General features: G+C 66.9%; 10 protein-coding genes. 9 read left to right on the plus strand and 1 reads right to left on the minus strand.

What is annotated here, in order from left to right:
• Nucleotides 1-24: 24 nt before the first annotated feature.
• Nucleotides 25-339 carry a cupin domain-containing protein gene (locus PLZ73_10415; protein HOO78285.1) on the plus strand — a complete coding sequence of 105 codons (315 nt, stop codon included), beginning with the start codon at nucleotides 25-27 and terminating at the stop codon, nucleotides 337-339.
• Between the two features lie 422 nt (nucleotides 340-761).
• On the opposite strand, the gene PLZ73_10420 is transcribed toward PLZ73_10415, so the two are convergent.
• Nucleotides 762-1,649: a DUF6268 family outer membrane beta-barrel protein gene (locus PLZ73_10420; GenBank protein ID HOO78286.1), complete on the minus strand. Its 888-nt coding sequence runs from the start codon at nucleotides 1,647-1,649 to the stop codon at nucleotides 762-764.
• A gap of 111 nt (nucleotides 1,650-1,760) precedes the next feature.
• On the opposite strand from PLZ73_10420, the gene PLZ73_10425 reads away from it, so the two are divergent.
• The 8 genes from PLZ73_10425 to PLZ73_10460 form a co-directional block, all read left to right on the plus strand.
• Nucleotides 1,761-2,321: an inosine/xanthosine triphosphatase gene (locus PLZ73_10425; GenBank protein HOO78287.1), complete on the plus strand. Its 561-nt coding sequence runs from the start codon at nucleotides 1,761-1,763 to the stop codon at nucleotides 2,319-2,321.
• Entirely contained in the window at nucleotides 2,318-3,925 is a 1,608-nt protein-coding gene (locus PLZ73_10430) for a hypothetical protein (GenBank protein HOO78288.1), read from the plus strand. Before PLZ73_10425 ends, PLZ73_10430 begins: the two co-directional genes overlap by 4 nt.
• Complete coding sequence (locus tag PLZ73_10435) at nucleotides 3,922-4,500, plus strand: inosine/xanthosine triphosphatase (protein HOO78289.1); 579 nt, start codon at nucleotides 3,922-3,924, stop codon at nucleotides 4,498-4,500. Before PLZ73_10430 ends, PLZ73_10435 begins: the two co-directional genes overlap by 4 nt.
• Nucleotides 4,497-5,420 carry a hypothetical protein gene (locus PLZ73_10440; protein HOO78290.1) on the plus strand — a complete coding sequence of 308 codons (924 nt, stop codon included), beginning with the start codon at nucleotides 4,497-4,499 and terminating at the stop codon, nucleotides 5,418-5,420. Before PLZ73_10435 ends, PLZ73_10440 begins: the two co-directional genes overlap by 4 nt.
• Nucleotides 5,411-6,040: an NUDIX domain-containing protein gene (locus PLZ73_10445; protein ID HOO78291.1), complete on the plus strand. Its 630-nt coding sequence runs from the start codon at nucleotides 5,411-5,413 to the stop codon at nucleotides 6,038-6,040. The genes PLZ73_10440 and PLZ73_10445 overlap by 10 nt, the downstream gene beginning before the upstream one ends.
• Before the next feature lie 85 nt (nucleotides 6,041-6,125).
• Complete coding sequence (locus PLZ73_10450; protein ID HOO78292.1) at nucleotides 6,126-8,294, plus strand: cation:proton antiporter; 2,169 nt, start codon at nucleotides 6,126-6,128, stop codon at nucleotides 8,292-8,294.
• A complete protein-coding gene (locus tag PLZ73_10455) occupies nucleotides 8,272-9,453 on the plus strand; it encodes a hypothetical protein (protein ID HOO78293.1) in 1,182 nt (393 codons plus the stop codon). The genes PLZ73_10450 and PLZ73_10455 overlap by 23 nt, the downstream gene beginning before the upstream one ends.
• On the plus strand, nucleotides 9,450-11,281 hold a 1,832-nt coding region (locus tag PLZ73_10460), incomplete at its 3' end, for an SH3 domain-containing protein (protein HOO78294.1). The genes PLZ73_10455 and PLZ73_10460, both read left to right, overlap by 4 nt.

Here is an 11,281-nt window from a genome sequence, read left to right on the forward strand (position 1 = left end):
CGCCCCTCAACCCGGGAGCAACAGATGCGACATTCCCAACCGGAAGCGGTCGCCGGTTTGGTAGAATACCAATCCGACGCCGTGGTCAGCAAAACCATCGTCGATACGGCCGCCGGATCGGTCACCGTCTTCGCTTTTGACCGGGGCCAGGGCTTGAGCGAGCACACCTCGCCTTACAACGCCCTGGTCTGCGTGGTCGACGGCGAAGCCGAAATCACCATCGACTCCGTGCCGGTCACGGTCCGCTCCGGCGAACTGATCGTCATGCCCGCGAACCGCCCTCACTCCCTAAAAGCATTAAATAAGTTTAAAATGATGTTAATAATGATACGTTCGTAGCCGAAGAGAACTTTGCACCTGTGAAAAGCAGAGAGCAGAGAACAGAGAGGGAAGAATCCAGAATACAGAATACAGAATTCAGTATTCAGTAGCTCTCAACCGCGCCCCCTGGAGAGCTTTGCACCTGTGAAAAGCAGAGAGCATAGGGCATAGAGGGAAGAATTCAGTATTCAGTAGCTCTCAACCGCGCCCCCTCAATGAGTCCACAGACCTGCCTGCCGGCAGGCAGGTCTGTGGACTCCTCCCTTCGCGAACCCTGAACCCTCTGCCCCCCCTTCATGCTCTTCATGTCCTTCATGGTAGAAAATGCATAGGGCATAGGGCATGGAGCAGCACCACCTCCTCAGACCCTGAACCCCGAACCCTCTCATTCCCCCCCCTGTGTCCTCTGGGGCGAGAAACAAAGGACACCGGGGAAGCCGTCAGTAGGTGTAGATCAGGGCCCCGCTGCTGTATACCTGCTCCTCCAGGGTGCCGTCGTAGACGCTGGCGGTCGAATCCTTGTCCCGGAATTCGAAAATTCTCGAACAGGCCGCACCGCCCTCCAGCCGAAGCGTCAGGTGGTCGGTGATGGCGATATCGAAGACGGGACCGATCAGGATCTGGGAATATTTCAAGACCATGTCGTTGAGCGGGGCCGCTTGGCTGAGGCGGTATTCGTGTCCGACCACCCGTCCCCGCAAACCGATGGTGAACCAGGAATACGCTTCCCAGGAGAAGATCAGGTACTGAGGGAGAACCGTGTCCAGGCTGAAGCCGTCTCCCAAGTCCCACTCCCCACCCAGCGCGGGAAGAAGCATTTCCTCGCCGAAGGAATCGGCGTAATAAAGGCCGCCGTACAGTTTGAGGTCCTCCGCGACCTGCCAGGAGAGGAGAACGCCGCCCATGTAATAAACGTCCTCCCATCCCACGTCCTTCATGTCGCTGTGAATGGCGGGCATAAAGGCCAGGTATGCGCCCCATGCCGACGAAAACTCGGTGTTGACCCCCACTGCCAGGGAGACGGCGTGAAAACTGTGGGGGAGATCGTCGGCTTCCGGAAAATGCATGTCGCCGTAGTCGGTGAAAAGGCCGTTGTATCCGGCACCGAGCACCAGGTAGGTACTCTCCGCCAACGGCAGCGGCAACGCGCCGGCGGCATTGACCGAAGTCAAGCCGACGTTGCCTTCCTCGCTCTTGAGATCGGCGGAGGGCGTATTGTACCCCTCCAGAATCGCGAGCTGGTCGTTTTCCCAGGCGAATCCGGGAAGAGCGACCGCCACGTTCGCCAAGACCGCCACCAAGGCATAACCCAACGATTTTGCCGACACGGTCAACCTCCTTGTTCGCCGGGCGACCGGGAACTCACCCTGGATTCCCGGCTTTTTCCCCTATACAATAACGGTCTTAAGCCCATGCAACAACCGGAAAGAGCCACGGCGATGCTGATAGCGGTGGGGTCGCACAATCCGATCAAGACGGCGGCGGCACGCGCCACCCTGATCCGCCTCTACCCCCGCGCCCGGTTTCTGGAAGTCGATACCGAGCCCGGGGTTTCGGCCTGCCCCCGCAGCGACGAGGAAGCCATCGCCGGGGCCAAAACCCGGGCCCGGCAGGCGAGGGAGAGGGGGCGCGCCGATCTGGGGGTCGGCCTGGAGGGGGGAACGGCCACCATCGACGGAGCGCACATGACCGCGGGCTGGTGCGCTCTTTTCGACGGGGAGCGGTTCCACCTCGGGGGCGGCGGCCACATCGTCCTCCCTCCCGCGGTCGACCGCATGATCGACGGGGAGGGCGCCGAACTCGGAACCGCCATGGACCGCTTGAGCGGGGGGAGCAACACCAAGCAGAAAAACGGAGCCATCGGCATCCTCACCGCCGGCTTGAGTTCCCGGCAACGGGCCTACGAGGACATCATCGCTTACGCTCTGGCTTCCCTGATCTCGGCGGAATGGTACGGAAACCCGGGGGCGGCGGCGCCCCCGGCGGAGGAGGGCGGATGACTTCCCTTCCCCGTTCCCGAAACCACGCCGCGGTCCGAACCGCCCTGAGGGCCGGGGAAGGAAGCCTGGGCCCGAAAACCCGGGCGGCGATCCTGCTGGCGAGCGCGTTTCTGATCGCCCTGCAGACGCTGGCCTCCCTGAGCCCCGACTCCCCGCTCGACCGGAAACGCTACGGGATCAGATGGACTTCCGGCCTTAAAAACCCCTGGGTATACGCGTTCGGACTGCGCTACTGGGGAGTGTTCCCGGTGTACAGCACCTTCGTGCTCGCCGAAGAAGACTGCGGCCGCTTCGGCCCCGAATACGCCCGGCGGGTGCTGAGGGAAGCCGGGGAAAGCCTGCGGATGGAGTACCGCCACACCGCCCGAACCGGAGACTCTCTCAAGCTCTACCTCCCCTGGCTGGCCGGCGCGCTCTTCCGCCAGCCGGTTTCCCCGGCCGCCGTCGGCGAAAGCCTGAAACTTTTCGCCGCCGCCGCCTTTCTCCTGTCTCTTTACTGCCTCCTCTACCAGTTCTCGGCGATCGACCGGCCCATCCTCGGTGCCCTGACGGCCGTCTTCATCGCTTCCTCCGAATTCCAGGCGGTGGAGATCGCCCGGGGGAACGTCTTCAGCTACCCCATCACCACCGCGGTTTTCGCCATCGCCCTGCTGGCCCCCCTCGCATTCAATCTCGCCCGCCGGACCGGAGCGCTCTTGATCCGCCTGGCGCTGTTGGCCGGAATCATCGCCCTGGCCGGGAACATCCGGCCCACGGCCGCCGCCCTCCTCCCGGCGCCGGTGCTCGTCCTCCTTCTCTACCGGCCGCTCCCCCCGCTCCGGCGGGCGGCGGCGGCGGCGGCGTTTCTCCTGCTGGCAGCGGGCTGGCACCTGGGAATCCGGGCGTACTTCGACCACAAATGGGAAGAAGCCGAGTCCTTCGTGCGGGAACACGGGGGGACGCCCTATTGCGGGCACCGAATTCACAACCACGGTTTCTGGCACCCAATCTGGTGCGGTCTGGGGGATTTCGACATCACCCACGGATACGCCTGGCGCGATTGGGAAGCGTGGGCCTACGCGAAAAAGATCATGCGCGCGCGCGGCATCGAGCTGAAAAACCTCGAACCCGCCGCGGAAGGGAACCTTCGGGACGCGGGCGCGTATTTCAAAATCGATACCCACCCCGGCTACGAATCGATTCTCCGCGACAAGGTCCTGGCCGATATCGCCGCCGATCCTTTCTGGTACGGAGGGATTCTCGGACGGCGCCTGCACAAAATCGTTGCCGAATGGCAGGATGTACGGCTCAACCTGGTCGGATGGGCACCGGCCCTTCCCTCTTCGTTTTGGTTTTATCTGCCGGTATGCGTTCTCCTCCTCTTCCTGGGAATGGGAGGCGAACTCAAACTGATTCTGACCGCTTCCTTCACCGGACTGCCGGCTCTGGCGGTGACCACGATCACCAACGCCCAGTATTACTTCATCGGGCATCTGGTCTGCGCTGCGGTCGCGGCGGCCTGTTTAATCAATGCGGGCCTGGCGGCCTGCCGAAAAACGGCGAAGCCACGGGCGCCGGGAGCCGACGGAAGCGCGGAAACCCGCGGACGGGGAGGGCGCCGATGACTCCTGCCCCCGGATACGGCGCCGGGCGCGGACGGGAGTTCGTCCCCTCCCGAGTGGCGGTCGGTTCCCGCAACCCCCTCAAGATCGCCGCGGTGGAGGCGGTTCTGGCGGCGTTCCGCCCCGGGCTGCTGGTACGGGGCGTGGCGGTATCCTCGGGGGTCGCCGCCACTCCCCTCTCCAATCCGGAAACGATCGCCGGGGCCCGGCAACGGGCGCGGCTGGCCCGGGAAGCGACCGGAGACGACTGGGGAATCGGCCTCGAGGGGGGTATGGCGGTCTATGACGGCCGCTGGTTCTCGGGGGTCTGGTGCGTGATCCGGGACGGCCGGATCGAGACCCGGGGGGGCGGGGTCCATTTCGAGCTGCCGCCGGAGGCGGCGCGGCGGATCGTGGAGGAAGGGGTGGAGATGGGAACGGCGATGGACGGACTGGCCGGCATCGAGATGAGCAAACGTAAAATGGGGGCGGAGGGCATCCTCACCCGGGGGTTGATCGACCGAAGCGCCACGTTCCGGACCGCGGTCCGCTACGCCCTGGCTCCTTTCCTCCATCCCGACTGGTACCGACCGGAATGAAAACGCTCCCGCGGCCCTTCTCGGGAACGAAGCTCCGACCCCGCGCCGGGGAACGGGGCCGGCGGTGGCGCGAGGCGGCCGCCGCGGCAACGGTCCTGGCGGCGGCCGCCGCGGCGGGAGACTGGAGTCGCCTGGGTGGCCTTCTCTCCACGCCGGCCCTGGTCGCCGTGGCGGCGGCGGCCTTGGCCGTAACCGCCGGGAAACGGGCCCGTCTGGCCGACGACGACGACGGCATCGATCCGGCGCGCGGGGCGGCGTGGCGCACCGTTCTCGAGGGTTTCTTTCTCGGTTCCTTCACGGGCGCCGCGTTTCCCGTTCTCGTCGGTTTCGAAACCGGCCGGCTCCCCGGTGCAGACGGTTCCCGCCGGGACCCCGCCCCAACTGCGGGCTGGGCGCTGGCCCTGGGAAGCTGGAGCGCGGCGGCCGCCTTGATCTCCGGCTCCGCCCTTCCCCTGCTTCTGCTCCTTCCGGCGGCCGCGGGAGCCGGCGCCGCGCTGCTGCGCACGGGGCCGGCGGCGGGCGGCGCCCGCGCATTCCGAACCGACCGCTGCGCGGTTTCCGCCTTGGAAGCCCTGCTGCTTTCGACGGCGGGCGCGGCGGCGGCGGCGGCCTGGTTCCGGGCCGGGGCGGCGGCGCCGTTCCCGCCGGTCGCGGCCGCCCTCACCGCCGGCCCCCTGGCGGCGGCGGCGGGAACGGCCGTCGGGGGCGGGCCCGGAGTCCGGATTCTGGCGGCGGCCGTGGCGGCCTTGCCCCTGGCGGGCTTTGCCGCCGCCGCCGGGATGGGCATGTCCGTGCTGCTGGTGGGCTTTTTCCCGTGGGCGGCGGGGGGGATACTCTATCTTGCCGGAGGATACCGGCGGAAACGGGCCTCCGGCGCAAGCGGGGCCACAGCCCCAAAGAGGAGACAGCCATGGGCGTAATGCGGAGCAGGGTCATGGTCGTCCCCCGAACCGCGCTCTTCCCGGAAGGATCCTTTCAGGGCTTCCTCCCCGCGGGCGGAATCGATTACGAACGACGGGTGCTGGGCGCCGCCGGATTCCGGGAACGGGCACGCGCCGAAATCTCCGAAGACTGCAAACAGCCGATCGGCTACGCCCTTCTCGTCCGCCCCCGGGTTAAAACGGTATTCGCCTATCGGCGTTCTTCCCGGGACCGCGATTACCCCGAACGGCGGCTCCAGGGCAAATGGTCGTGGGGCCTGGGGGGCCATATCGAGGAAAGCGATTCCCCGGAAGCGAACCCGATCCGGGCGAGCATGCTCAGGGAAATCTTCGAGGAAGTCGGCTTGAAAGCGGTCCGGGAACCGCTGATCCTCGGCTATATCAACGACGATTCCGACCCGGTGGGGAGAGTCCACTTCGGGCTCCTCTACCTGGCGGAAGCCGGGGAGACCGGGACCCTCTCTCTCTCTCCGGAACTGGCCGAGGGAGGATTTTATCCTCTGGAGGAGCTCGAACGGATCGCCGCCGACCCCGACGCGGAAGTCGAACCGTGGTCCCGGCTCTCCCTCCCCCTCCTCCACAAGTTCCGCGGCGGGTGAACTCCCGCCGAAAGCGGTTATTTCCCCGGGGCTTTCCGGGTCTGCTATACTTCTCTTCGGGCTCCGTACCGGGAACCGTTGCAGTATGAACTATTCGGGTCGAATAACCGCGGCCGCGGCGCTCCTGCTCGTTCCCGCCCGCTGGGCGGCGGCGGCGGTGCCGGGCGAAGAAGGCATCGTGGGCCGGATGGCGATCCTGGTTTTCCAGATCGCCCTGATCCTTTTCGCCGCCTGGCTGGGGGGGCAGCTCTTCAACCGCTTCAACCTCCCCTCGGTCATCGGGGAACTGGCGTCGGGAATGGTGATCGGGCCCTATCTGCTGGGAAGCATCGCGCTGCCCGGGTTCGCCCACGGACTCTTCCCCCTGCACGGCGGGTTCCCGGTCTCCCCCGAACTCTACGGCTTCGCCACCGTCGCTTCCATCGTCCTGCTCTTCCTGGTCGGGCTGGAAACCGATATCGATATCTTCCGGCGCTTCGCCGCCGCCGGCTCGGGGATCGGGATCGGCGGCGTGGCCGCCAGTTTCGTTCTCGGGGACCTCACCGCCGTTCTCTTCTCCCGGGACGTCTTCGGCGTGACCATGGGCTTCGCCGACCCGGTGCCGTTGTTTCTGGGCGTCATCTCCACCGCCACATCGGTCGGAATCAGCGCCCGGATCCTCACGGAAAAACGGAAAATCGATTCCCCGGAGGGGGTGACGATCCTATCGGCGGCGATCATCGACGACGTGCTGGGAATCGTCATCCTGGCCGTGGTCCTGGGAACCATCCGCAGCGGGGAACTCAACCTGGGCCAGGCGGCCGTGATCGCGCTTCGCGCCGGCGTGGTCTGGATGGGCTTCATGGTCCTGGGCCTGGTCTTCTCGTCCCGGATCAGCCGTTCCCTCAAGCACCTGGGCGACAAGGTCGCGATTTCCGTGATGGGCCTGGCCCTGGCGCTGCTTCTGGCCGGCATCTTCGAAAAATCGGGCCTGGCCATGATCATCGGGGCCTACGTCATGGGGCTCACCCTCTCCAAAACCGATCTGGCTTTCATGATCCGGGACAACCTCGTCGTCCTCTACCGGTTCTTCATCCCCGTTTTCTTCTGCGTGATGGGCATGCTCGTCAACCCCGGGGACATCCTCGACCGCAGGATCCTGCTCTTCTCCCTCGTGTATTCCGCGGGGGCCATCCTGGCCAAGCTGATCGGCTGCGGACTGCCCGCCTTCTTTTTCGACTTCAACCGCCGCGGCGCCGCCCGGATCGGGATGGGGATGGTCCCCCGGGGCGAAGTCGCCATGATCGTGGCCGGCATCGGGTTGGCCGAGGGCATTCTCGGCCAGGAAGCCTTCGCGGTGGCGGTGGTCATGACCTTCGTCACCACCCTGGTGCCTCCCCCCTTCTTCGCCCGGATGTTCGATTCGGCGGCCGCCGGACTGCGCCGGGAGATCAGTTACAAACCGGAGCGGGAACACCTCTCCTTCTCCGTTCCCAACCCGGAGACGGCCGACCTGCTCATGGACAAGATCCTGGGCGCTTTCCGCCTGGAAGGGTTTTTCATCCACCGCCCCGACCTGCGCCGGCAGGTGTTCCAGGTCAGGAAGGACAGCACCTTCATCACCGTCCGGCAACTCCCGGGCCGGATCGAATTCGACTGCCGCCGGGAGGACCTCGCCTTCGTCCACACCCTGGTCTACGAGGTCCTGGCCGAACTGGAGCGGCTGATGCGCCACCTGCAGGGGATCTCCGACCGGGAGAAGATCGGCCAGGAGATCTTCAACCCCGCCACCTGCCCCCTGGTCCCCAACGGCGAACGGGGGAAGCTGGCCCGCTATTTCCGGCCGGAAACGGTCACGGCCGATCTTTCCGGGAAAACCAAGGAAGAAGTGCTGGAGGAACTGCTGGCTCTTTTCGTCCGGGCCCGGCTGCTGGAACCGGCCCGGGAGAAGAACGTTCTCAAGGAGCTCATGGAGCGGGAAAAGGACATGTCCACGGGCATGCAGGAGGGCATCGCCCTTCCCCACGTGCGCACGGCCGACGTCGACCGGATCGCCTGCGCCCTGGGGGTGTCCCGGAAGGGGGTCGACTTCGCGGCGCTGGACGGCAAGCCCTCGCGGATCTTCATCGCCACCCTGATCCCGGCGGAATCGCCGGAGCCCTACCTGCAGCTTATGGCCGGAATCGGCCAGTTCCTGGCCAACCCCGACAACCGCAAGCGGCTCCTGGCCTGCCGCACCGACGAAGAACTCTATGAGATCATTCGGCTCATTTAGTGGAGCGGCGGCGGCGGCGCTGGCGGCGGCCTGGCTGGGGACGGCGGCCGCCGCCGAAGTCGCCGTCGGCGTCCGCGACGGGCTCTACACCGTCGAAGCCGAGAACGCCCCCCTGGGAGAAATCGTGCGCGCCCTGGCGGAACGAGCCGGGCTGGAGTGCCGCCTGTACGGGAACCTCTCCCGGCCGGTGACGGCTCAGATCGAGTCCCTCACCCTGGAGGAAACCCTGCAGCGGCTGGGCGCCGCCTACGGGATCGTCTACCGCCGCGGCCCCGGCGAAGAGCCGGTCCCGGTTTCCCTGGCGCTGCTGCAGGACCGCCGGGGCCCCTCCCCGGCGCCCCGCTGGACGCGGACGCTGGAGTATGGGAAGGACCCGCAGGGAGTGGGGGTGCTCGACCGGCCCGAGACCGAACGCCGGGGGCCGGAATCGTTCGCGGTCGGACCCGACGGAAGCGTCTACCTCTGCGACACGGTCAACGGGCGCATCCTGGTCGTCCCCCCGGCCCCCGGAGCGCTGCGGGAATTTCCGGTGCCCGGGACCCCGGTCGACGTCGCCTGCTCGGAAGATGCGATCCTGGTCCTGGAAGGGAGAACGGGCGCGCTTCTGAGCTACGCCCCCGACGGCACGCTCCGGGCCGAGCAGCTGATTCCCCCGGACGTTCTCCGGGAACGGATGAGCCTGGAGAGCGGACCCGACGGGCCCTTCATCCGGACCCGGGACGGGGAGGAGCGGCTTCTGGACCCGGCCCGGAAGCCTCCCGTGTCTTCCCTTCCGGCAATCCAGGCTCGAATCGGAAAGGGAGGGACCGCCCTGATCTCCTGGAGCGAGGGCACGGACCGGCGGGAGGCGGTGTTTAGGACCGGACGGATTCTCTCCGTGGCCCCCCTGGGCCGCGACGGCGGAGGCAACCTCTACATCCAGGTCGAACGCGCCGGGGAAGGGGGGAGCGGGGTGGACCTGGGGGTTATGAAACTCTCTCCGGAGGGAGCTATCCTTGATTCTCTGGATCGAATCCCCAATAATTACGGCAACTGGACCGCCCGTCTCCTCGCCCTCGGACCCGGCGGAGAAGTCTGCCAGGTTCTTCCCGGCCCCGACCGGGTGGCGGTCAACTGCTGGAACTGGCGCCGAAAGACCGAGGAGCCCGAACTGCCGTGAAAAAAAACATCGTTCTTTTCCTGGCCCTGCTCTGGACGAGGCCGGCCCTCCCCTGGTCGGGGGAGACCTGGGGGGACACGACCCGGGGCGAGATCGTGCGCCGGGCGGAGATCATGATGGACCTGGTCTGGTCCCCCCACCGGGCCGTCCGCAACTACGGCTACCCGACCGAGGTCTACCACACCTTCAACTCCTATACCGACTACACCGGCCTGGCCTACTCCCAGAACAACCCCCAGGAAGACTGGTCCGAATTCACCGCCGCCATGGAGGCGCTCGAGTTCAACTCCGGCAGCACCGTGTACGTCACCGCCTCCTCCCTGAACATGCGGGACGGCCCGGGAACCGGGTTCAGCGTTCTCACCACCCTGGTCGAGGGCTCGACCGGGACGGTCCTCTCCGACTTCAACAACGGGACCCAGCCGGCCGGGAGCAGCTTCCACTGGTACTGCACGCAGTTCTCCGCGCAGACCGGATGGTGCGCGGCCTGGTCCGACTCCGCCGATTACCTGGCCCTCTACGACACCGCCGGCTATTCTCCGGGAATCGGCAACGACTGCTCCGGTTTCGCCAGCATCTGCTGGACCCTTCCCTCCCGCTATACCACCGTCACCTTCGAAACCGACGCCACCAGCGCCGGCGGTTACGTCGACAGCCTCGGCAACATCGGGGATTGCGCCACCGCCGGGTTGATCGTCGGGGACGCCTGCGACAAGTCCGGCAGCCACATCATCCTCTTCAACCGGGACCTGGGCGGGGGCCAGATGGAGTCGATGGAACAGACCCCCTGGACCGCCTACCGCAGGACCTGGTACTGGTCCTCCCTCGCCGACTACCGCCCCATGCGGCGGCGGCAGCTGATCACCTCCCCCACCCCGCCGGTCGTCACCCCCACCCCGGTCCCGGCCACCCCGACTCCCGTGCCCGCCACGCCCGCTCCCACCGCCGTACCCGAAACCCCGACGCCGGCGCCCACGGCCGCCCCCACTTCCAGCCCCGTTCCCAGCCCGACGGCGGTCTGCGCCGAGGTCCTCCCGATCGCGGAGGGCTTCGACGGCTTCGACGCCGGGACCCGGCCCGACTGCTGGACGTTTTCGGGATGCGACGCCGACTCCGACACCTACACCTCGTCCGGCAACTACGGCCAGGCCGTCCCCTCCCTCAAGCTCGACCTAACCGGCGACACCGTCACCACCCCCTCGTTCGAGGAGGCCCGGCGGCTCTCCTTCTGGTTCAAGGGGGTCGGCGTCGACGGCACCAGTTCGCTTCTGGTCGAGGAACGCTATGCCGGGGCCTGGCGGACGTTGACCGACCTGCAGGGAGGGCTTCCCACCACCGGCACCGTCCGCACCTTCGCCCTCGATCCGGCCACGGCGCAGATCCGCTTTGTTTACGACAAGAGCGAGGGAAACCTGGCGCTCGACGACGTCTTCATCGGCCCGACCACCACAACCACAACCACCGTCGCGCCCACGACGACCGCCACCACCGCCGCGCCCACGACAACAACCACGACGACCACCACGACGACCACGACCGCCTTGGCCGGGACCGCCACCCCCACGCCGACCTGCTCCGTTTCGGTCCCCACCCGGACCCCGACCCCGAGCGCTACGCCGACGGAACCACCCACGCCGTCGCCGTCCGCGACGCCGGTTCCGGGAACCCCGACCCCGGCTCCGACCGCCACCGCGGTTCCTGCTTCCCCCACCCCGGTCGAATGTTCCTCCATCGTCGAGGGGTTTGACGGCTTCGACACCGGCACCCGGCCCTCGGGCTGGGAGTTCGTCGGCTGCGACCAGGACTCCGACACCTACACCGACGCCGG

It is taken from the genome of bacterium (genome assembly GCA_035380285.1).
In the GTDB taxonomy this organism is placed as follows: Bacteria; Auribacterota; Erginobacteria; order Erginobacterales; family DAOSXE01; genus DAOSXE01.

Excerpts from the sequence above, each read along its gene's own strand:
- PLZ73_10440 (HOO78290.1), top strand. The coding sequence starts at position 4,497 with ATGAAAACGCTCCCGCGGCCCTTCTCGGGAACGAAGCTCCGACCCCGC.
- PLZ73_10430 (HOO78288.1), top strand. The coding sequence starts at position 2,318 with ATGACTTCCCTTCCCCGTTCCCGAAACCACGCCGCGGTCCGAACCGCC.
- PLZ73_10435 (HOO78289.1), top strand. The coding sequence starts at position 3,922 with ATGACTCCTGCCCCCGGATACGGCGCCGGGCGCGGACGGGAGTTCGTC.
- PLZ73_10445 (HOO78291.1), top strand. The coding sequence starts at position 5,411 with ATGGGCGTAATGCGGAGCAGGGTCATGGTCGTCCCCCGAACCGCGCTC.
- PLZ73_10455 (HOO78293.1), top strand. The coding sequence starts at position 8,272 with ATGAGATCATTCGGCTCATTTAGTGGAGCGGCGGCGGCGGCGCTGGCG.
- PLZ73_10425 (HOO78287.1), top strand. The coding sequence starts at position 1,761 with ATGCTGATAGCGGTGGGGTCGCACAATCCGATCAAGACGGCGGCGGCA.
- PLZ73_10415 (HOO78285.1), top strand. The coding sequence starts at position 25 with ATGCGACATTCCCAACCGGAAGCGGTCGCCGGTTTGGTAGAATACCAA.
- PLZ73_10450 (HOO78292.1), top strand. The coding sequence starts at position 6,126 with ATGAACTATTCGGGTCGAATAACCGCGGCCGCGGCGCTCCTGCTCGTT.